25 protein-coding genes and 1 riboswitch are annotated in these 21389 nt (G+C 45.5%); of the genes, 23 read left to right on the plus strand and 2 right to left on the minus strand.

Going from position 1 to position 21389, the window contains the following annotated elements:
- The first annotated feature begins 12 nt into the window (after nucleotides 1-12).
- From spoVT to Ga0451573_RS13580, 15 genes are all read left to right on the plus strand, one after another.
- Entirely contained in the window at nucleotides 13-564 is a 552-nt protein-coding gene (spoVT, locus tag Ga0451573_RS13510; RefSeq protein WP_231684658.1) for a stage V sporulation protein T, read from the plus strand.
- 113 nt (nucleotides 565-677) lie between these two features.
- On the plus strand, nucleotides 678-2228 hold the full coding sequence (locus tag Ga0451573_RS13515) for a putative polysaccharide biosynthesis protein (RefSeq protein WP_231684659.1): 1551 nt from the start codon (nucleotides 678-680) through the stop codon (nucleotides 2226-2228).
- 16 nt (nucleotides 2229-2244) lie between these two features.
- The gene (gene yabN, locus Ga0451573_RS20090; protein WP_231684660.1) at nucleotides 2245-3759 is read left to right on the plus strand and encodes a bifunctional methyltransferase/pyrophosphohydrolase YabN; all 1515 of its coding nucleotides are present in this window, start codon (nucleotides 2245-2247) and stop codon (nucleotides 3757-3759) included.
- Between the two features lie 112 nt (nucleotides 3760-3871).
- Complete coding sequence (locus tag Ga0451573_RS13525; protein ID WP_231684661.1) at nucleotides 3872-4144, plus strand: HU family DNA-binding protein; 273 nt, start codon at nucleotides 3872-3874, stop codon at nucleotides 4142-4144.
- Between the two features lie 175 nt (nucleotides 4145-4319).
- Nucleotides 4320-4382, plus strand: a riboswitch (Fluoride riboswitch).
- A gap of 97 nt (nucleotides 4383-4479) precedes the next feature.
- Nucleotides 4480-4887, plus strand: coding sequence for a fluoride efflux transporter CrcB (crcB, locus tag Ga0451573_RS13530; RefSeq protein WP_231684662.1), 408 nt, complete (start codon nucleotides 4480-4482; stop codon nucleotides 4885-4887).
- A 61-nt stretch (nucleotides 4888-4948) separates the two neighbouring features.
- Complete coding sequence (gene crcB, locus Ga0451573_RS13535) at nucleotides 4949-5329, plus strand: fluoride efflux transporter CrcB (protein WP_231684663.1); 381 nt, start codon at nucleotides 4949-4951, stop codon at nucleotides 5327-5329.
- 21 nt (nucleotides 5330-5350) lie between these two features.
- A complete protein-coding gene (locus Ga0451573_RS13540) occupies nucleotides 5351-5611 on the plus strand; it encodes an RNA-binding S4 domain-containing protein (RefSeq protein WP_231684664.1) in 261 nt (86 codons plus the stop codon).
- Nucleotides 5612-5718: 107 nt separating this feature from the next.
- Nucleotides 5719-6693, plus strand: coding sequence for a SpoIID/LytB domain-containing protein (locus Ga0451573_RS13545; RefSeq protein ID WP_231684665.1), 975 nt, complete (start codon nucleotides 5719-5721; stop codon nucleotides 6691-6693).
- Nucleotides 6694-6822: 129 nt separating this feature from the next.
- Nucleotides 6823-7116, plus strand: a complete 294-nt coding sequence (yabP, locus tag Ga0451573_RS13550) for a sporulation protein YabP (RefSeq protein WP_231684666.1) — start codon at nucleotides 6823-6825, stop codon at nucleotides 7114-7116.
- A gap of 25 nt (nucleotides 7117-7141) precedes the next feature.
- On the plus strand, nucleotides 7142-7699 hold the full coding sequence (gene yabQ, locus Ga0451573_RS13555; RefSeq protein WP_231684667.1) for a spore cortex biosynthesis protein YabQ: 558 nt from the start codon (nucleotides 7142-7144) through the stop codon (nucleotides 7697-7699).
- Between the two features lie 192 nt (nucleotides 7700-7891).
- The gene (locus Ga0451573_RS13560) at nucleotides 7892-8125 is read left to right on the plus strand and encodes a sigma factor-like helix-turn-helix DNA-binding protein (protein ID WP_231684668.1); all 234 of its coding nucleotides are present in this window, start codon (nucleotides 7892-7894) and stop codon (nucleotides 8123-8125) included.
- A 44-nt stretch (nucleotides 8126-8169) separates the two neighbouring features.
- Nucleotides 8170-8538: an FtsB family cell division protein gene (locus Ga0451573_RS13565; RefSeq protein WP_269438285.1), complete on the plus strand. Its 369-nt coding sequence runs from the start codon at nucleotides 8170-8172 to the stop codon at nucleotides 8536-8538.
- Nucleotides 8539-8643: 105 nt separating this feature from the next.
- On the plus strand, nucleotides 8644-9078 hold the full coding sequence (locus tag Ga0451573_RS13570; RefSeq protein ID WP_231684670.1) for a S1 RNA-binding domain-containing protein: 435 nt from the start codon (nucleotides 8644-8646) through the stop codon (nucleotides 9076-9078).
- A gap of 70 nt (nucleotides 9079-9148) precedes the next feature.
- Nucleotides 9149-10033, plus strand: coding sequence for a Ppx/GppA phosphatase family protein (locus Ga0451573_RS13575; RefSeq protein ID WP_231684671.1), 885 nt, complete (start codon nucleotides 9149-9151; stop codon nucleotides 10031-10033).
- Between the two features lie 115 nt (nucleotides 10034-10148).
- Nucleotides 10149-10997: a hypothetical protein gene (locus tag Ga0451573_RS13580; protein ID WP_231684672.1), complete on the plus strand. Its 849-nt coding sequence runs from the start codon at nucleotides 10149-10151 to the stop codon at nucleotides 10995-10997.
- Nucleotides 10998-11087: 90 nt separating this feature from the next.
- Here the strand turns inward: Ga0451573_RS13580 and Ga0451573_RS13585 are convergent, their stop codons facing one another.
- Nucleotides 11088-11360: a hypothetical protein gene (locus tag Ga0451573_RS13585; protein WP_231684673.1), complete on the minus strand. Its 273-nt coding sequence runs from the start codon at nucleotides 11358-11360 to the stop codon at nucleotides 11088-11090.
- A 143-nt stretch (nucleotides 11361-11503) separates the two neighbouring features.
- On the opposite strand from Ga0451573_RS13585, the gene Ga0451573_RS13590 reads away from it, so the two are divergent.
- The 7 genes from Ga0451573_RS13590 (at nucleotide 11504) to ndk (ending at nucleotide 20436) form a co-directional block, all read left to right on the plus strand.
- Entirely contained in the window at nucleotides 11504-12178 is a 675-nt protein-coding gene (locus Ga0451573_RS13590; RefSeq protein ID WP_231684674.1) for a hypothetical protein, read from the plus strand.
- Nucleotides 12179-12219: 41 nt separating this feature from the next.
- Nucleotides 12220-12738: a hypothetical protein gene (locus tag Ga0451573_RS13595; RefSeq protein WP_231684675.1), complete on the plus strand. Its 519-nt coding sequence runs from the start codon at nucleotides 12220-12222 to the stop codon at nucleotides 12736-12738.
- A gap of 201 nt (nucleotides 12739-12939) precedes the next feature.
- On the plus strand, nucleotides 12940-15372 hold the full coding sequence (gene spoIIE / locus Ga0451573_RS13600) for a stage II sporulation protein E (RefSeq protein ID WP_231684676.1): 2433 nt from the start codon (nucleotides 12940-12942) through the stop codon (nucleotides 15370-15372).
- Between the two features lie 62 nt (nucleotides 15373-15434).
- Nucleotides 15435-16340: a protein kinase domain-containing protein gene (locus Ga0451573_RS13605; RefSeq protein ID WP_231684677.1), complete on the plus strand. Its 906-nt coding sequence runs from the start codon at nucleotides 15435-15437 to the stop codon at nucleotides 16338-16340.
- A gap of 93 nt (nucleotides 16341-16433) precedes the next feature.
- Nucleotides 16434-17840, plus strand: coding sequence for a tRNA lysidine(34) synthetase TilS (gene tilS, locus Ga0451573_RS13610; protein ID WP_231684678.1), 1407 nt, complete (start codon nucleotides 16434-16436; stop codon nucleotides 17838-17840).
- A gap of 74 nt (nucleotides 17841-17914) precedes the next feature.
- Nucleotides 17915-19897 carry an ATP-dependent zinc metalloprotease FtsH gene (gene ftsH / locus Ga0451573_RS13615; protein ID WP_231684679.1) on the plus strand — a complete coding sequence of 661 codons (1983 nt, stop codon included), beginning with the start codon at nucleotides 17915-17917 and terminating at the stop codon, nucleotides 19895-19897.
- An 89-nt stretch (nucleotides 19898-19986) separates the two neighbouring features.
- The gene (gene ndk / locus Ga0451573_RS13620; RefSeq protein WP_231684680.1) at nucleotides 19987-20436 is read left to right on the plus strand and encodes a nucleoside-diphosphate kinase; all 450 of its coding nucleotides are present in this window, start codon (nucleotides 19987-19989) and stop codon (nucleotides 20434-20436) included.
- Between the two features lie 82 nt (nucleotides 20437-20518).
- Here the strand turns inward: ndk and Ga0451573_RS13625 are convergent, their stop codons facing one another.
- Nucleotides 20519-20746, minus strand: coding sequence for a hypothetical protein (locus Ga0451573_RS13625; RefSeq protein ID WP_231684681.1), 228 nt, complete (start codon nucleotides 20744-20746; stop codon nucleotides 20519-20521).
- Nucleotides 20747-20975: 229 nt separating this feature from the next.
- On the opposite strand from Ga0451573_RS13625, the gene Ga0451573_RS13630 reads away from it, so the two are divergent.
- Complete coding sequence (locus tag Ga0451573_RS13630) at nucleotides 20976-21377, plus strand: thioesterase family protein (protein WP_231684682.1); 402 nt, start codon at nucleotides 20976-20978, stop codon at nucleotides 21375-21377.
- Nucleotides 21378-21389 lie beyond the last annotated feature (12 nt).

Consider the following 21389-nt stretch of genomic DNA (forward strand, 5'->3'; position numbering starts at 1 on the left):
GAAGACAAACTAATGAAGGCGACCGGTATAGTACGCAGGATAGACGACCTAGGACGCGTAGTGATTCCAAAAGAAATTAGAAGAACCCTGAGGATTCGTGAAGGGGACCCTCTTGAGATTTTTGTGGACAGGGAAGGGGAGGTTATCCTAAAAAAATACTCACCCATTGGTGAGTTGGGTGATTTTGCTAAAGAATATGCGGACTCTCTTTATGAAGCTATTGGGCATATTGCCTGTATTGCTGACAGGGACACCATTATTGCTGTTGCTGGGGCGCCTAAAAAGGAATTTCTGAACAAAGCTATTGGGCCCGCAGTGGAAAAGGTAATGGAGGACCGTAAAGCGATACTTATAAACGATCCTGGCTCTGAACCCGTATTAGATGGTGATGAGGATGAGCCTGATAAGTTTAGTGCACAGGTGATTGCACCGATAATCGCAGAAGGTGATCCGATTGGTGCAGTGATACTCCTGTCCAAGGAGTCCGGCACCCAGATGGGCGATATGGAGTTAAAGCTTGCGGAAACAGCGGCAGGCTTCCTGGCAAAACAAATGGAGCAGTAATCAAAAGGTAGCTTAAATGCTACCTTTTCTTTGTGCGTGCGTGGTTTTCCTGTGGAATTTTTTGTCCCCCCCGTAAATACTTATAGATTAACACATTTGGGGGAGGCGCTTTTTTGAAGACCCATTCTTTTTTAAAAGGGGCTGCTATACTGGCGCTGGCGGGATTGATCAGTAAAGTCCTCGGGGCGCTGTACCGGATTCCGCTTTTTCGGGTAGTGGGGTCAGAGGGAATGGGGCTATATCAGATGGCTTATCCTATTTACACGATATTACTGGCCATTTCCAGCGCCGGTATCCCTGTAGCGGTTTCGAAAATTATCTCTGAAAATATGGCCCGCCGGAATTTTCCCGGTGTCAGGCGTACCTTTACGGTTTCTCTGGTATTTATCGGGTTATTATCTGGTTTCCAAGCGATAATGCTTTACAAAAGTGCTGGATACCTGGCGGCAGATGTGTTTCATGTACCTGCGGCAGCACATAGTATCCGGGCTATTGCTCCGGCTGTTTTTTTTGTAGGGCTGATGTCTGTGTTCAGGGGGTATTTTCAGGGCTTTCAGGAAATGTCCCCTACTGCTTTATCACAGGTGCTGGAACAGTTTATCAGGGTAGGAACTGTACTGACCGGCGCTTATATCTTCCTGCCAATCGGCATAGAATATGCCAGCGCCGCCGCTACTTTTGGCGCCGTAACCGGAGCGGCGGGAGGGCTGTTGTTTCTGGCGGGTCTGTATTTCATCAGGCCTTATTTCAAAATGGCCCCTTCAGGTTCTTACGGGTCCTCAAACGGATATGTTCGCAGTGCTTTGTTTATTGTATTTAGACTAATCTTACTTGCCCTGCCCATTTCCCTGGGAGGGCTTGTCCTTCCGTTAATGCAAACCCTTGATGCTGTTACGGTTCCCGGACGCCTGCAGTTGGCGGGATATACTGTATCCCGGTCATCTCAGCTATACGGGCAGCTTACCGGCGCTGCCATTACCCTGATTAATCTGCCGACAGTGCTGACAGTTTCATTGGCTTCTTCTCTTGTTCCGGCTGTTTCCCGGGGCCTTGAACGCAGGAGCTTTGGGGAAGTCAAGAGGCAGATCGGGACATCTCTGGAGATAACCTTACTGGTATGTATACCGGCGGCAGCAGGACTGATTGTTTTGGCCAGGCCGATTACCAATCTCTTATTCAGGTGCCCTGAGGCCGGACTGCCCTTGGCAGTTTTGGCGCCGGCAGCAGTATTTCTGGGGCTGCACCAGACCACTACCGGGATCCTTCAGGGCATGGGTAAGACTTTTGTCCCCGTAATAAATCTTGCCCTGGGTGCAGTTATTAAACTGATCCTCAATTATACCCTGACGGCCTCGCCGCAAATCGGCATTATTGGCGCTGCTGCCGGGACCGTAGCCGGTTTTTTAATTTCCTCTTACCTGAATTATATTCATATCCGCAGCTTTTTGGGCTGGACGGTGGATTACCGGAAAATATTGCTTAAGCCGGTATTTGCTGCTACAATAATGGCGGTGGGGGTATATTTTACATATGCTCAATCAACAATAATCATGGGAAGCGATTGGGCGACTGTGACCGCCGTACTAACCGGGGCCATAATATATTTTTCGGCATTATGCTGTATGGGAATATTCGGCCAAATTGGGATAACCATAAAAAAGTAATCCGGGGGTGGATAAAGTGGCTGTAATTGCTAAAGAGTTATTAATTGTTGGGCTTGGACCGGGAGATGTTGATTTAATCTCTATAGGCACATTTGAGAAAATAAAAAACGCCCGGAAACTGCTCCTGCGCACTGGGAAGCATCCTGCGGCCGAGGAACTGCGCAGTATGGGTTTGGAGTTTGAGACATTTGACCATCTTTACGAACGGTACGGTGATTTTGCGGAAATATATTCTGAGATTGCTGTAGAGGTCGTCAGGCTGGCCGGGGAGGGTCCTGTGGTTTTTGCAGTTCCCGGAAACCCACTGGTAGGGGAGGAAGCAGTCCTTAGAATTATCCAGCTAGCCCTGGAAGCTAACCTATCTTATGAGATAGTGCCTGCAATGAGTTTTCTGGACCCGGTATTAACAGGCCTTGGTTTGGATCTGTCAGGGGGCCTTAAACTTGTTGATGGGCTGCAGTTGGCCGGGGAGGAGCGGAACCCTGCGGCCAACCCGGACCCGTTAGTTTCAAATATAATCATGCAGGTATATAATTCCAGGGTTGCTTCTGAAGTGAAGCTGTCTCTGATGGAGTTTTATCCGGATGAGCACCCTGTAACCGTGATTAGCGCTGCCGGAGCGGCAGACCAGGTCAGGATTGAGGAAATCCCCCTTTTTGAACTGGACAGGCTGCCGTGGGTTGATCACCTGACCTGTGTCCATGTACCTCCATATTTAGAATCAAAATCAATGGTGAGCCGGTATCCTGCCGACCGCCTGGTGGGACTGTTGGAAATACTCAGAAGTGAAGCTGGCTGTCCCTGGGATAAGGACCAGACACACACTTCATTGAAAAAATATCTTGTAGAAGAGACCTATGAAGTGATAGATGCAATTGAAGAAGGAAATATGTATAAAGTCTGCGAAGAATTGGGAGACTTATTATTACAAATAGCTTTTCACGCCCAGATAGCGGCGGAACAGGGCTTTTTCGACATGAATGATGTCATCGGGGTAATTGCTGACAAACTTATCAGAAGGCATCCGCATGTATTTGGCGATACTTATGTTAGGAACAGTGAGGAGGTTTCCATCAAATGGGAGGAGATTAAAAAAAATGAGCTGAAGGAAAAGGGTGAAACCCGTAATTCATTGTTAGACGGTATACCAAACCATATGCCTGCTTTAATGAAGGCCGACAAAATTCAGCGGCGAGCAGCCAAAGTCGGGTTCGACTGGTCTGACTACAGGGGTGCTTTGGACAAGGTTAGCGAGGAGTTAATGGAGGTGTGTGAGGCTATTGACAGCGGCAATTCGGACAAGGTTCGTGAAGAGATAGGAGATATACTGTTTGCTGTTGTAAATCTAGCCCGTTTTAAGAAAATTGACCCTGAAGAGGCCCTGGCACTTACGAACCGCAAGTTTAAAAACAGGTTTGTCTTTATGGAAGAATCAGCATCCAATTCCGGAAAAGATTTAAGTAAGATGAGCCTTGATGAACTTGACAGATTATGGAATAATGCCAAATTGATGCTGCAATCTAAAAAATAACAGGGTTTATCATAAAAAAATTCCGTAAAAGCAGGAGTTTAGCGGGTTTTAGCGAATGCATTAAATGGAATTCTAAAATGAACACCAATATTTACATTTAGGAGGGATTTTTGTGAACAAGCAAGAATTAGTGACCAGCGTCGCAGAAAAGTCAGGTTTAACCAAAAAAGATTCCGAAAAAGCAGTTAACGCTGTGTTTGCCAGCATTGAAGAGGCTCTCGCAAAAGGTGACAAGGTTCAGTTGGTTGGTTTCGGAACTTTTGAAGTGCGCAGCCGTGCTGCCAGGAAAGGCCGCAATCCGCAAACAGGCGAAGAAATCGAGATTGCAGCTGCCAAGGTACCTGCCTTCAAAGCAGGCAAATCGTTACGCGATACCGTTCAATAGTCTGGAACGATTGCTGCGCCACATTTATCGGTTTTAACTTTACAGTAGACATGACAGCAAAAATCGAAGCTGAAAATTTGGAAGACAGTAAAAAGCTCCTATATGATTATAGGAGCTTCAGCTTATTAAAACCCCAGCGTATTTTTGGATGTCCGACCGCAACCAGAATAGGGGAAACCAGGCAGGCGATGGGGCTCGCCGTTAACCGCTGATTTCAGCTAATAGCTCCTACCGGTAAGCTGCTGGTAGGAGTTTTTATGTTTCTTGGACATGACTAATGGGATTGGTACATCATATTCGCAAAATGGTAATAAAATTGCAGGGCGGTGAATGGGTTGGATTATTTGGCAGTTGCAGCTGCCGGCTTTTTAGGTGCTGTGACCAGAGCTGCACTTGGGAAAGCTGCTGATGCATTGATAGTGACTGTTTTTCCCCTGGGTATTTTAATTGTCAATTTAACAGGTTGTTTAATATTAAGTTTTTTTCTTACCCTTACAGCAGAACGCCTTAAAATTAATCCTAAATTGCGCCTGGCTGTTGGTTCCGGTTTTTTGGGTGCATATACAACTTTTTCTACATTTGCGGTTGACTCTATAGGTCTAATCGTATCTCGTCAAATATGGGGCGGACTTGGTTATATTATAGGGACTTCACTGGGGTGTATTGCTCTGGCATGGCTTGGCGCTGCCGCAGGCAGGTCTCTGGCTAAGAGAAGTGATACTGAGGCGGAGACATCCAAATAAGGTACAATAAGAGGTTAATAAAAGAGGTTAATAAAAGAGGTCAATAGAAGAGGTTAATAAGATGGAATATCTATATATTGGCATTGGCGGATTCTTTGGCGCAATGACCAGATATGGTTTGAGCAAATGGGTTGGCCGGCATTGGAGCGGAAAATTTCCAGTGGCAACCTTTTGGATAAACATTACCGGGTCCTTTATTCTGGGGCTGCTGTTTGTTGCTTTTGCAAAAGCAGGCCCCGGGGCAGCAGACTTAAAAAGTTTGGCTGCAGCCGGCTTCTTAGGAGCGTATACAACATTTTCTACGTTTGCCTTCGAAATAGTGAGTCTAATTGAAGAGGGTGACAGAGATATTGCAGTGAAGTACTTTTTGACAAGTATATCTCTTGGGTTGGCAGCAGCGCTTTTAGGATTGACTCTGGCGAGATATTTCTGGCAGACTTAAAAGGAAATAACGGAGGGAAAAATGAGACTTGACAAGTTTTTAAAGGTTTCACGTATTATCAAGCGCAGGACGATGGCTAAAGAAGTTTGTGACAGCGGAAGGGTGACCTTAAACTCAAGGCCGGCAAAGCCCGGTTCAGAGGTTAAGGCCGGGGATGTGCTTGAACTTGATTTTGGAAGTAAGCGGATTAAGGTGGAGGTTCTGGATACTCCCAGTACCGTAAGGGCTGACCAGGCAAAAGACCTGTACCGGCCTCTGGAAGAAACAAGGGTGCTTAATTAACTCTAATTCCCATTCATATTGTGATTTCCCCGGGAAGATACTATCAACAGTTGGCTGGACGTTTAGTGAAGGTTGGCTGGACGTAAGTTGAGAAGGGGGAATCGATAATGAGAAGAAGATTTTTTAACAGGAGAGTGGCCTTGTGTTTGTGCTTTTGTATGGCTGTCAATCTGTTGACAGGCTGTGCCGGCGCAAAAAAACCGCTGCCGGGGGAAAGGGAGCCTGGCGCAAAGCTTGGCAAAGAGCCTTCTATAAGGTTGTATATTAACGAAACCGGTGAAATCAAAAATATTAAAATGGAAGAATATATTCAGGGCGTTGTAGCTGCGGAAATGGATACAAAATGGCCCATAAATGCCTTGGCTGCGCAGGCTATTCTGGCCCGTACCTTCACCCTGAAGCAAATCAAAGATAAGGGCGGAGTACCCAAATACAAAGCAGATGCTTCCACAAGTGTAGAAGAATTCCAGGCTTTTGACCAGTCAAGAATAAATGATAATGTGCGCCAGGCAGTGAATATGACCAGAGGTGAAGTCGTCAAGTATAAGAACGATTATATCAATGCTTGGTTCAGCGCCTGTGACGGTGGTGTGGAGGCTTCTGCTGCAGAGGGCCTGTCGTACAAGAAAGAAGAAACGCCATATATTAAGGCCGGTGTCGAAGATGGCTGCCTGTCAATCACTGTGCCCGAAAATGTCAGTTGGACTGCCAAGTTTCCTCTGGGTACAGTCAGGGCTGCTGTCCAGCAAGTTACCGGCAACGACCCTGGGGATATTAATGCCGGCAATATTGGGGTTGCCGGCAGAGGGCCCTCCGGAAGAGCCGAGACCTTGAAAATAGGGACTCAGAAGGTGGGAGGTGCAGCCCTAAGACTTGCTCTTGGTAATGAGAAAATGCGTTCTATTTATCTCGATAAGATGTGGATAGACGGCGGGAACCTTGCCATGTCTGGAAAAGGCTATGGTCATGGTGTCGGGATGTGCCAGTGGGGTGCCAAGAAAATGGCGGCAGAAGGTAAAACTCCGGAACAAATAATACAGTTTTATTTTAAGGATATTTCGATAGAAAAAGAATGGAAGTAAAGCATGAAAAAGGATAGCCCTCTACTTAACTAGGATAGTTAGTGTAGGGGGCTACATCTTTTTGAAGCATATTATGTCTTTTAACAGAATATTTATGAGATAGTAGGATGTTTTAAGGAGGGAACTGTTTTGATAGACCGGGATCAGATAAGAGAATATAAAATTATTATGACCAATAGGGAAACTGCCCTTATTGAAGGGGTGGAGAATGTTGAAAGCTTTGATGAGGAAGAGATTCTTTTGGAAACCAAAATGGGACTGTTAATATTAAAAGGCCGGGGAATGCACGTAGTCCAGCTTAATTTGGAGGACGGTGTGCTAATGGTTGAAGGCTACTGCAAATCCCTGGAATTCTCAGATGAAAAAAATGCACGGGGTGTCAGAAATAAAAGCAGAGGCTTTTTAGAGCGCATCTTAAAATAGTCTGTGACCGAAAGGGAGGGGGCTAATGCAGTCTTTGGAGTCCCAGTTTTTTTCGTTTCTTGTGACTTTATTGATGGGATTAACAATTGGCATCCTTTTTGATTTTTATAATGTTACCAAAGGAATCATCCGTCCCCGAAAGGCGGGCACATACCTAGGCGATTTATTATTTTGGGTGATCACAACTATTGTGGTCTTTTTCATGCTGCTGATCGGGAATTGGGGTGAACTGCGTTTTTATGTTATCATCGGGATCCTGGCAGGAGTAGTATGTTACATAAAGTTCCTGAGCCCGATGGTAATAAAAATACTCTTATATATTATTTGTTTTTTTAAGACAGTCCTTGCAGGTATTGCCAAGGGCCTGCGCTTCTTTTGGTTTATCGTAAGTTATCCTGTAATTTTGCTGGGAAATATAATAATTATTCCGGTAGGGCTTCTAGGAAGAACTTGTAACAAGTTGTGCAGTTTTACCGGACGACAGAGTGAGAGATTTATTAAAAAGCCTGCCAGGGAAAAAAGTGTTTTATTGAAAAAAAATATTAAGAATAAGCTAAATTCATTGGTTAATAGAAAGCCTTAATTTTTTTATTATAGCCAAGGAGGATTATTGGATATTGGCGTAGAATCAATATTTGTACTATAAATGTCATTGTTTTGTACATGGTTTGTACACAGTTTGTGGATAAGATGTGGATAGTTTGTGGTTAATATGTGGTTAATATAAGGCTAAGGTGTGGTTAAGCCCCGAGATTAAGCCTGTAGGGTGGCAGCTATGAAGATAGAAATCAGAGGCGTGGAAAGACTGAGCTTTCGGGAGCGCCAGGTGGTAACCTTAAAGGAAATGGGTTATTCAAATGATAGAATTTCCAAAAAGCTCGGGTTAACCGGAAGCACCGTGGCAACCCTTTACAGCCGTGCCAAGAACAAGGGGTATGAGGTTGTTATTATTATACCTGGGGATAGTTTGGGGTTATTCGGGCCTGATGATGAGGATGGTGATTCGTAATGGTCCTTTCAGCAAAAGTTAAAAAGTATGATAATTCGGGGGACATGCCGGGTATACTTAGAAGCCCAAAGCACAAGAAATTTAAGTATAAACTTAAAGGTCCCAGTGTAATTATTCTTATATTATTGGGGATGATTTTTTATTCCTTTGGTGGACAAATGGTAAAAATGTATAATGTTCAGCATGAGATTACAAATATTCAGGAACAGATGAACCAGCTTAAGGTAAATAATGACACCTTAAAAAAACAATTGGAACAATTGAACTCTGAAGCATATATTGAGAGAGAGGCGCGGGAGAAGCTGGGGCTGGTTAAACCGGGGGAGAAAATAATTCTTGAAGCAAGAACAGGTGAAAAAGGGAGCACAATTCCGGCTGCTGCCAAAAACCCCAAACAAATTGAAGTACATTAAACAATAGCGGGCATCTTGACACATAAAATCCATTCGGTTATAATTTGATTGATTACACAAGATGATTGCAGGTCTTGTCTTATTTTAAGGAGGATTTTTTGTTTTATGTCAATTGAAGTGGGGAGCATCGTTGAAGGAGTGGTCACAGGTATCACCAATTTTGGGGCTTTTATTGAATTGCCCGGGGGCCAGACGGGATTAGTTCACATTTCCGAGGTTGCCGACTCTTATGTCAGGGATGTCAAAGATTATCTCAAGGATAAGGACCGGGTAAAGGTCAAGGTTATTGCTGTAGACAAGGGCAAAATAGGTCTGTCTATCAAACAAGCCAAGCCAATCGTTGCTCACAGCACTTCCGAGCGCAAGAGTAATCCTGAACGCAGGGGATATCATCAGCCTGCCAGGAAGCCGGAAAATTTTGAAGACCGGTTGACTAAGTTTATGAAGGAGAGTGATGAGCGCCAGCAGGACATTCGGCGCAGCACTGATAACAAAAGGGGCGGCAAAGGCTCCAAAAAATCGTATAAGACTTCGGTCTGATATTTGGAATGCAGAGCACCGGTCAACGGTGCTTTTCTTGTTCCAATACTGATAATAAGGAGGAGATTTTATGCGTATTGCTGTTGTTGATATAGGGACAAATTCTACAAGGCTGCTTATTACGGGTTATGCAGCGGAGGAATTGCGGACATATGAGACAAGCCTGGTAACTACGAGGCTGGGAGAGGGAATTGGCAGGAAAAGTCATTTATCCCGGGCGGCGATAGAACGGACAATTGAAGCGCTGCTGAAGTTCCGCGATACAATAATCAGAGTTGGGGCTGATAAGATTGTCGTGGCGGCAACAAGCGCTGTGCGTGATGCGGACAACCGGATGGATTTTTTGTCAGAGGTTGCCAGACAGGTAGGATGGGATGTAAGGGTTCTGTCAGGAGGAGAGGAAGCTGAACTAAGCTACCAGGGGGCTGTCAGCAGCTTTGGTCTGAAGTATGGGAAGCCGGCAGTAGTTGATATCGGCGGGGGAAGTACGGAATTTATCTGGACAGAAAACGGGAATTTAAATTGTATCAGTAAACAGGTTGGTGCAGTCAGAATGACTGATACTCATGCTTCTCAAGCTGAGATTGCAGAATTACTTAAAGAAGTGCTGTCTAATGTTCGGGGAACAGGGGTACATCACTTCATAGGGGTGGGGGGGACCATAACTACTGCGGCAGCGATTGACCAGCGCCTGTCGGTTTATGACCCTGAAGCAGTTCATGGTTATTGCCTTAAAGAGGGAAGTATAGCTGACATCCTGTCCGAGCTTGAGGTGATGTCTCCTTCCCGGAGAAAAGAGGTTCCAGGGCTGCAGCCTGAAAGAGCGGACATTATAATTGCAGGATTAAGAATCCTGCTGGCTGTTGTCAGGGGACTGGGCGCTGGTGCGATAACTGTCAGTGAAACTGATATTATGCACGGCCTGGCCTTGAGTGCGGCACTGACTACAAATTAATTCCAGCCGGAAAACCAAAAATTTTGTTAAAGTTCTGGCATGAGAGGCATATAATTATTTAAGACGGAAGAGTTGCAGCCGGCAAAGTTTTTGAGCAGGTCAAAGGGGGTTTGGCATGAGCCGTCTGGCGGACAGAGAGTACCACCGTTATACAGCGGTTCTGCGGGAAGATAATCGCAGCTATGCCAAAACCCCGGCTAGAAGGCCGGGAGGCAAGGCGACTATAGAGATTACCGGGAAATCAGGAATATTGAAGTGTTCTGTCAGAAATCTACGCCCGTTAAATACACCCAATGCTGACAAAGGATATGGGGTTTGGATCAGAACGGAGGAAAAAGGCGATACTGTTCCTGTATATGCAGGAGGTATAGAAATCAATACGAGGGGGGTGGGAGACAGCACAATAAGCTTTGACCCTGAACGTTTAAGAGATTCGGGGTTTAATCTCGGGTCAGGTGGGATTCTGGAAGTATGTGTGCATACAGCACCCAGGGATGATTTGCCCGGCGACAGGGTTTTGATGGGAGAACTGGAACTTGAAGAGGCAGACCTTCCTGAAGAGCCAAAAATGGAGAAAGTATCACCATTTGGGACGGGATTGCCTTATCATCAGTGGTGGAAGTTCTACCCAGGGTATTTTCAAGAAATGATGTTTTTTTCACAGGACAATCAAAACTCCGGTTCATACGGACCTGTTTTTCGCGGGCATCAGCTTATAGGTCTGCAGTATGCACAGGGTGCGGTAAAATATCTGGTACACGGAATCCCTGGCAGGTTTTGCCTTCGAGACCAACCTTTTGGGGGAGCCACCGGGTATGTTTATTGGCATCCTTTACCGGGACAACAGTTTAAACCAGGGGACTATGGTTACTGGTTAATTTACATTGACCCTACAACCGCTGAGGTGGTTTTTCCAGAGAGAGCTGTGCAACCCCCTGACTGTTCAAATTGTGAAAAAGAGTAATTTATATTAAAGGGGTGCCTCGCGGGAGGCCCCCTTTAACAGTTTCAGGCCGGAGGTCCGGGTCAGTCGGTGGATGTCCGGTTCCAAAAATCAGTGTCCCGGTTCGAGTGGTTCGTGGCGGGGTGCGCTTACTATTGTCAGGCTGTTGAGTACCAGGGTAGTCTCAGTACAATTACTGCCTTCGGTGATTTTCTTTTTAATTTCAAGCCGCGGTATAAAAATGGATACCTCATGAGGAACGGGAATGGATATTTTCCGCACCAGTTTGGCATTAATTCCAAAGATATTTATTGCAGCTTCATCCAAGCCTGCCCCAAGGCCAAACCTGTTGAAAAAACATTTGGTTTTTTGCAGCAGTTTCATTGTCGGTCCCCCTCACTATTAGTATATTATGGAGAGCTATTTAATTGTGAACACCTCTAAAAAATCAGGGTGTAACGGAACTTGGGATGAAGCAATATACTGATATAAAACACAGCTTTAATGTGAGGAAAGGAAGGTATTTGATGGTTTTATCCAAAGGTACAGATTACTCTTTTCATAAGGTATTCCTGTATCCCGCCGGAAATCTGGTAAAGGAAAGCACTATCCCGCATGGTAAAGTTGACATTATGGTAAACGGGGCTAAAGGCCGGTTAAATTGGTATCTGACTGAAGCCCCGGATACTGGAAGGCAGGATTTAGGGGAGCGTCTGGCGGTAGTGCTGTTTAACGAAAGTAACGGACAGGCACTCAGGATAGGGAGTTTTGCTGTCAGCAATTCTGAGATGAAAGGCGGTAGTTGGGATTTTAATACGGCTTCTGCTGCTTCAGGAAACTCAGAGGAACTGGTGAGATATTCCATCAAAATTATTGCTGAGAACCAACCGGGCATGCAAAATATTGCTGCTGAAGGCAGCGGAACTGAAAACAAGTTGTCTGGAAACAGAGTGATTTTGGAAGGGGTTATTCTGCTTTCCGCGGAGTTGAATGACAACCGGGTAATTGGGCTTAACAGGGAGGTGAAAACCACACAGTCAGCGCCCAAGAGCCCGGTAAACAATATTTTTCTGCCGATTCAGCCATTTATGCCGCCCCTTCCCAATATCAGGTGGTGGCAGATCAGTATACTGCCTGACTTTGAGAATAATTACAGGCAGCCCGCTTTCTGCCCCAGGCAGAAAAAACGGGCAGTGTATTAGCATGAGATGGCGAACATTAGTATTTTTAGGAGGTATATGCTTTGACGGTTGGTGAAACAAAAAAAATGATTGTATTTCCCAGAATTCCGCTAAAATTAAATCTACCCTCAGGTTATCCCAAAGCAGGGAAGATTTCAAACATATCGATAGCTCCCGAAATAAGTGAATATAGAGTCAGTCGTAGTGAGATGGAGATAAAAGGTTCCTATCAAATAACAGTGTCATATTTTCAAGCCTGTGATAAAGAGGACCAGACCCCGCCTGAACTGAAGGAAGTGGAAAATGATGATTTCTTCTGTCATTTACGGTTACAGGCGGACGGCTTGTTTGTTGATGAGGAAGACGATTATTCCGGGAATACCGGACTCGGGGCAGAGCTATATACAGTGCATTATACAAGACCATTTCACACATTTGTTGATATACAGTTGATTGAAAGGCCAAGACAATATAAACCGGGCATGATTGTTGAGAAAGCCGATCTGACATCTGATGGGTCCGGTCTCAGTGGAGAACTGGTACTGGGGTTGGTCAATAGGGCGCGCCGGCGGTCGTGGTAACTGAATAAAAGTTTGGTGCGTATGAAACTCATACGCTTTTTTGTTGCCCGGGATATTTTATAAACGAATCCGGTCGAAATAAAATTTCACATCGACTACCAAACATGACAAAGATTTTCCAACACATGTAATATAATAAAACAAGAGTTTCTTTGGGCAGGCCGGAAACTTATTAAATTCCAAACGGGCGGTGCTTAAACAATGGGTGAAAAATCAGGTATTTATGCTTACCACCGGTTAAGGGGACGAAGGTCAAAATCCAGGGTTGTCCTGCCCGCATTCTCCGGGCAGGCGGCAAAGCAGCTGCTGCACCAACTTTTTTCTATGGAAGCTTGCTTTTTAACGGTCCTTTCCTTTTTTGTTGGACGGGCTGTGATTGCCGGAGGGCTGATGCCATTCCCGGCGGCCCTGCTGGCTGCAGGCATGACTGTTCTGGGTGATAAGGGTTTTTTAATACTTATTGCCGCAGCGGCTGGTCTGGCGACAGTGTGTTCCGGGTATACACTGGCATCAACAATGATTAGTTTGGTTCTGTTGTTTATTATTCTCAGCCGGACCCGCGCTCAGTTCCGGCAAAAGTGGTATGGTGTGCCGGTCCTTGTCGCCGGATTGATTGTAGGTGTGAAGGTAGGGGTATATTCGTATTTTGCTCCTGAACTATATAATTATCTTGTGGCAATCTTCGAAGCGGTCCTGGCCGGATGTGCCACCTTTTTACTCATAAAAACTCTTCCTGTTTTACAAAAAGGCAGCAATGCAGGGAACCTGAAAAAAGAAGAGCTGATTGGCGGCGCTGTTCTGGTGGTTGCTTTTCTTACGGGGATGTCGGAACTGAGTTTTCAGGGGCTGCAAGTCAAGAATGTTATCTCCAGGGCGATGGTACTGTTTGCAGCCTATACGGGTGGCAGCGGTTTTGGGGCTGCCATGGGAACTTTGGCAGGCATGGTGCCCAGTATTACGGCTGAAGTAGCTCCGGGTATGGTGGCTGTGTATTCCTTTTCGGGTCTCTTGGCGGGAATGTTTCGCGGATTTGGCAGAATTGGCATTTGCATAGGATTTATCCTGGGAAATGTCCTCCTGTCTATTTACCTCACTGACTATGCGCAGCTTGTGACTACTTTTGCGGAAACGGTTCTGGCAGCCGCCCTTTTTATGGCAATTCCTGCAAAACGGCTGTTTGCCCTCAGATCAATGGTTAAAAACAGCCTGTTCAGCTTTAACTCCAAGCCTTCAAGTGAAAAAAGGGTTAAGGAAATTGTTGCCGGGAAGGTTCGGGATTATTCGCGGATATTCCGTGAGCTGTCCACTGCTTTTGAGGAGGTATCATGTGATGTCCGGGTTTATGAAGAGAACAACCTCCAGACCCTTTTCAGCGGTGTTGCCTCAAAGGTATGCAAGGGATGTTCACTTTACAGGATTTGCTGGGATGCGGAATTTTATAAAACGTATCGGAATATCATGGATATGATTTCCCATATTGAAATTAACGGTCGGCTTACTGAGGAACACATTTCGCCGGATGTGCAAAAGCGCTGTTCCCGGCTTAAGGAGCTTGCCGTCACTGTTAACTGTCTTTACGAGACGTACAGACAGGCCCAGGTGTGGCAGCGAAAACTTACTGAAGGGAGAGATATTCTGGCCAGACAGCTTGACGGAATCGCCACAATGATGCAAAATCTGGCCAATGAAGTTAAAATTGATATCAGAATGAGGGAAGATATAGAGGCGATTCTGCGAACCGAGCTGGCGAAAGCAGGGTACAGTATACTGGAACTGAATGTTATGGGGGAAGTAAGTGATCAGTTGGAGGTGAGTGTCACTTTCCCATCATGTGGGGGAAAAGCAGTATGTATTAACAATATCAGGCCAATTGTGTCGAGAATTTTATCACAGCCGCTGACAGTGCTTAATTCAAATTACTGCAGCAAAAAGACCAATGAACCTGTTTGTGAATTTAAGCTGGTTCCTATGAGGGCCTTCTCAGTTGAAATTGGTTCTGCGGCTGTTGCCAAAGACAGCAGCATGGTGTCGGGGGACAATTATGCTGATTTTGACCTGAAGGACGGTAAATATGCGCTGGTGATAAGTGACGGTATGGGGGTAGGGCCTAAGGCGTCAATAGAGAGCAAGGCCGCTATTGCTCTGGTGGAAAAACTTATGGAGGCAGGCTTCGACCACAGTGTGGCTGTAAAAACCGCTAATTCTATTCTTATTCTGGGTTCGCCTGATGAGACAATAACGACAGTGGACCTGGCATCTATTAATCTCATGAGCGGGGTGGTTGAATTTATCAAAATCGGTGCAGTTCCCAGTTTTATCAAACACGGCAGTCAGACAGGGATGATCAGGTGCGGTAATCTGCCGATTGGCATATTAAGCCACATTGAAATAGATACTATCCAGCAGCAAATGAATCATGATGATATACTCGTGATGGTGTCTGACGGACTCCTGGGCTCCGGCGGAGACCAGGAAAGTGAAACCTGGGTCATGGATGCCCTCCAGAACATCATGACAACAGACCCGCAGAATATTGCAGACCTCCTGCTGAACAAGGCTATCCTCAGGTCTGGAGGTATAGTTAATGACGATATGACTGTCCTGGTTGCCAGGCTGGTTTCAGCACATAGTTGAAGCAGTACCTTGAGTATAAGCAAGCCATATTTTGGGAACTTTACCCCTAAGGGGGTTTTTTTATGTCTTCCAACTTAAGGCCTTTTCTAAAACCAGGCCAGGTTATCACAGGGCGCTGGGAAAGAAACTGCTATCAGGCAGTGCGTTTTCTTGGCAGCGGGGGAAGCGGGCTGGTATACCTTGTCAGGGATAAAGAGGCGCGGCTCAGGGCCATGAAGATTTCTACCGACATTGTCGGAATTAGTCATGAACACCGAATTTTGATTCATCTGAACAATAATTGTGGGCTGAATGACAGTAATGTGGTCCCCCGGGTTTATGAACTGGATGATTTTCAGCTGGGCCCAGTTGTATATCATTTTCTGATAACGGAATATTTTACAGGAAAGAGCCTTGGCAGATTAGTGGGGAGGACCAAATGCGGCCGCGCCCTGGCTATAGGGGTACAGGCAATCTGGTTCCTTAGCTGTCTCCACAAAGCGGGCTTTATATTTGGTGATCTAAAACCCGGAAATATTATCCTGGATGGAGAGCATGATGAAATACACATCATTGACTATGGCAGTGTCAGTGTGAAGGGACACTGTCTGAAACAATACACGCCGGGCTATGACCGGGCCAGCTGGCAGGCAGGAGACCGGATTGCTGATGAAGGGTATGACATGTTTTCTCTGGGGATGCTTCTCCTTTCATTGGTCCTGGGAAAGCAGAAACAGACAGGAAATCACAGTCTGAATGAAGTAATCTCAATTGCAGTAAAAAAAATCAGAGATAAAACACTGCGCAATCTAATCGTTAAATGTTTGAAACAGGAAGTCGGCACATGCCTTGAATCGGCAGAAAGCCATGAAGTTATTTCTGCTGACATGCCGGGAGCAGAGGCGGGTTCTGAGGTGGGGGCTTTTGTAAATTATGTTGGGGCAGTTAGTATTATCTCATTCATGTTGAGTGTTGCCTATTATTATTAGTAAAACAGCCATTGATTTAAATTATATCTTAGTGCAGGAAAAAATAAGTAAATGTCGAAAGGGAACGATAACCAAACTGAGAGAGGTTTTTCCATGCTTGATCAGGTTAGGGCAACTATTGAAAAATACAGCATGTTTAAGCCCGGAGACCGTATTCTTATAGGAGTGTCGGGAGGGCCTGATTCCACGGCGCTCGTTCATATTTTGCATAGTTTAATGGATGAACTCCAGATTTCGCTGTATGTTGCCCATCTCGACCATTGTTTCAGAGGACCGGAGTCGGCTGCGGATGCGGAATTTGTGCGGGAACTCGCTGAACGGCTGGGGCTGCCGGCTGTTATCAAAAGTGAAGATGCGGCGGCATATGCTTCAACAATGAATTTGTCTGCCCAGACAGCGGCCAGGGAGATCAGGTATCGCTTTTTCAGGGAAACCGCAAAAGAATGCGGCTGTAATAAACTGGCAACCGGTCATAACGCCAATGACCAAACAGAGACCGTCCTCTATCACTTTTTGAGAGGGACAGGGCCTGCGGGGTTAAGGGGCATCCCGCCGCTTCGGGACGGCTGGGTGGCCAGGCCTCTGATTGAGGTTCCGAGGAGCCAGATAGAAAAGTATTGCAGAGAAAAAAAACTGACCACAAGAATTGATAGCAGCAATCTTAAGCGGGTTTATACCAGAAACCGGATTCGCCTTGAATTGATACCTCTCCTCCAAAAGGAATATAATCATAACCTAATTGAAACCCTATTAAGGACAAGCGATATTTTCAGGGAAGAAGAGGCGTGCCTCGAAGGTCTTACTGAGGATTATTGGCGGGGGGGCTGCCTGGAAAGTGAAGACGGCCTGATTAGTATTGATCTGAAAAAATTTCTTGAGATACCCCGTGTTTTTCAAAGGAGAATTATTCGACGTGGCTGGTATGCTCTTACGGGGAGTGTGCATAATATTACTTATGCACATCTCACTGCTGCAATAGAACTGATTTTTCAGGGCAGAACAGGTTCGGTAATTGATCTGCCGGGTTCGGTAAAGCTGGAGAAGGGCTATAGTAGTATCAACTTATACAAGCCCGCTGATATGAGGGCAACTCCTGATTATTTATATGAACTAAGGATCCCGGGAGTTACTTCAATACCTGAAACAGGTGATTGCATTGTGGCAGAAGAAATTGAAGGAGTCCTCTACTGCGGACCACAGGACCCTAATGAGATAATGATTGATATGGACAAAGTGAGTGTGCCTTTGATTGTACGCAACCGAAATCCCGGAGACCGGTTTAGGCCCTGTGGATTTAACGGGTCGAAAAAACTGAAAAAGTTTTTTATTGACGCTAAAATCCCCAGGGTGGAACGTGACAGGTATCCGGTATTGCTTACCTCAGACCAACAGGTTGTCTGGATTGCGGGAATGCGGGCAGACAGGAGGTGGGCAGCCACACCTGAAACCAGGAGAGTCCTTAGGCTGAAATTAATCAGAAATATCAAAAAACAAAATTGAAAAGAAAAATGTTTTATGTTACAATTACTGAGTATAATTACTTTTGGTTCCTTTAATTGGAGAGGGGTGAAGTGGTGAACCGTATTTTTAAGAATCTGAGCATTTACCTGTTAATTGTTGTCTTGGCAGTTGCTATTATTAGGTACACTTCCCCGGCACAAACGCCTGTCACGGAACTTACCAGTGATGAATTGTATGAGCAAATCAAAAAAGGTGCAATAGCTCAAATAAGTATTCAGCCTGAAGAGCAGGTTACCAATATAACAGGTGAATTCAGGGATGGCAAGCAGTTTACCTCCATAGGCTCAGTCGAAGAGATGGATAAGATAGCAGAGCAGCTAAGAGACCAGAAGGAAAAGGTGAAGGTATCATACAAGCCTACGCCAAAGGCTCCGTGGTGGACCAATCTATTTATTAATTTCCTGCCTATATTGCTGTTAATCGGAATTGTATTCTTTATGCTTAACCAAACCCAGGGCGGCGGAAATCGTGTCATGTCATTTGGGAAAAGCAGGGCTCGGCTTCATTCTGATGATAAAAAGAAGGTTACCTTCGAGGATGTTGCCGGAGCGGATGAGGTTAAGCAGGAACTTGAGGAAGTTGTCGAATTTCTGAAGCATCCGAAAAAGTTCAATGAGCTGGGTGCCAAAATACCCAAGGGAGTGCTTTTGTTTGGTTCGCCGGGTACAGGTAAGACACTTCTGGCAAGAGCTGTTGCCGGTGAAGCCGGAGTGCCGTTTTTTAGTATCAGTGGTTCCGACTTTGTGGAAATGTTTGTCGGGGTGGGTGCATCCCGAGTCCGTGATCTTTTTGAACAAGCTAAAAAGAACTCACCGTGTATAGTATTTATTGATGAGATTGATGCGGTAGGCCGTCAGCGCGGCGCCGGCTTAGGCGGGGGGCATGACGAGCGTGAGCAGACTCTGAACCAGCTGCTGGTGGAGATGGATGGTTTCAGTCCAAATGAGGGCATTATCATAATTGCGGCTACCAACAGGCCGGATATTCTCGACCCGGCGCTGTTAAGGCCGGGACGTTTTGACAGGCAGATTGTTGTGGATGTCCCTGATGTTTCAGGCCGGCAGGAAATATTACAGGTACATATTAAGGGAAAACCCCTTAATGGAGATGTAGATCTCTCGGTTCTGGCCAGAAGGACACCGGGATTCACCGGGGCTGACCTGGCCAACATGGTCAATGAAGCCGCGCTGCTGTCAGCCAGAAGAAACAAAAAGCAGATTGGGATGGCCGAAATGGAAGACTCTATAGAGAGGGTAGTGGCCGGTCCTGAAAAGAAATCAAAGGTAATCAGTGACAAGGAGAAGAAACTGGTTTCTTATCATGAAGCCGGACATGCTCTTGTGAGCACACTGCTCCCTGATACCGATCCGGTTCATAAGGTATCAATTATTCCCCGGGGCCGTGCCGGAGGGTATACACTTATCCTTCCGACAGAAGACCGGTACTATCGCACCAGGTCCATGCTGCTCGACGAGATAGTTGTTCTGCTTGGAGGGCGTGTAGCTGAAAGCTTGGTGCTGGGGGATGTCAGCACAGGAGCGCAGAATGACCTGGAGAGAGCTACCGCGATTGCTCGCAAGATGATAATGGAATATGGCATGAGTACTGCGATTGGACCGCTAACTCTTGGCAAGAAAACCGAGCAGGTCTTCCTGGGACGTGATATTGCGCGGGACCGTGATTATAGTGAAGAGGTTGCTTCCGCGATAGACAAGGAAGTACGCAAGATTATCGATGGCTGCTATAGCAAAGCGGAACAGCTTCTCAAGGACAGTATTGAGAAACTGCACCTCATAGCTAACACCCTGATGGATAAAGAGACCTTGGATTCTGATGAGTTTACAGCCCTTATCGAAGATAAGACTGTAGCCGAAGTCAAGGAAGAACGACTTGCCAGGGAGCATGAGCAGGATATGGGCAGGACAGTTCTTAACAAGGGTCAGGATGAACAGAAGTCACCTGACAGTACGACCGAACAAACGGTTGGAGATGACCCTTCCGGCCCTCCACAGGAAGAGATTCCTGAAGTCAAGTAAAATAAAAGACCAGAAGAAATAATAACGAATCAGATAAAGATTAGGCTGATAGATATTATAAAAACTGTTGTTCAGGAGGGGAACCTACATTGGAAAGAACTTATGTGATGATTAAGCCTGACGGTGTGCAAAGAAACCTGGTTGGTGAGATAATTTCCCGTTTTGAAAAAAAGGGTTTTAAGATTGCGGGGCTCAAAATGCTTCAGTTGGATAGGGCGATGGCGGAAAAACATTATGAGGAACATATTGGCAAACCCTTTTTTGAATCTCTGGCCGCATATATAACCTCTGGTCCTGTGGTTGCTATGGTACTTGAAGGCAAGGATGTTGTCAGCACAGCCCGTGCTATGAACGGAGCGACTAATCCGGCTAATGCGGGTGCAGGAACCATCAGGGGCGATTATGCAATTGAGGTCGGTCGAAATGTAATTCATGGGTCCGATTCTGTTGAGAGCGCAGCCCGGGAGATTGGCATTTACTTTAGCGAAAAGGAACTTTGTGAATACCAGATGGTACTTGATAGCTGGATTTACGAATAATAAAAAGAAATAAAGACAGAATAAAAATAGCAGATCTGAAAAGAGCTGCTGTTTTTTATATTTAAAACCCTTTATGTACGACTTAATGTGGTTCAGATATAATCAATTTGGCATGGAGTTCTGCAATTGCGCAGCAGTTGGCGTAACCCTTGGTACATTCAGTCCAGGCAACTCTTAAGGTCGATTTTTCAACTGCAATTGTTAGTTCCCCGGGTGTGCCCATTGAGGTAACGCAGAAGGGACACATATATTTCTCGAAGTAGAAATCCTTTTCCCGGTTCTTGTCAGTGATTGAAAAATTCACACGCATCACAGTCCTCCTTGCTGAAACAGTTTAGAAAATTCATGATAGGTCGAGATATTATTTCTACAGGTAGAACGAGATTCCTGCTTTAAACAATATAGTTGTACTAATTTTCTAAGTATGGGAATTAAATGTTTGGGCCAACTTATTTATCATCTTTTAGCAGGAATTTTACCAAAGACACCGAATTTTACCTTTACTATACCACAAAGATTCAAGCGGAGGGGGTGCGAGTATGGAGGCATCTTTACAGCCCGGGCTTTTTGGGGAAATCAGCGTTGTAGTAAGCGAAAGAGATACTGCAATAGAACACGGGAGCGGCGGTGTGCCCGTTTTTGCAACACCGGCGATGATAGCGCTGATGGAGAATGCGGCTTTGACTTCTGTCGCCCGGTATTTATCCGGCGGAAGTACAACAGTAGGCATTAAAATCAGCTCAACACACAGTGCAGCGACACCGGTAGGCATGACAGTAACGGCCAAATCAGAATTAATAGAAATCGACGGGAAAAGGCTGATATTTAAAGTTGAGGCTTTTGATGAGGTTGACAGGATAGGTGAAGGAATCCATGAAAGATTTATTATAAATACCGAAAAATTTATGAAAAAAATTATAGAAAAGGCTTCACGGCAATAGTTCTGTAGTGAA

Origin of the sequence: Phosphitispora fastidiosa, assembly GCF_019008365.1 — a bacterium.
In the GTDB taxonomy this organism is placed as follows: Bacteria; Bacillota; Thermincolia; order Thermincolales; family UBA2595; genus Phosphitispora; species Phosphitispora fastidiosa.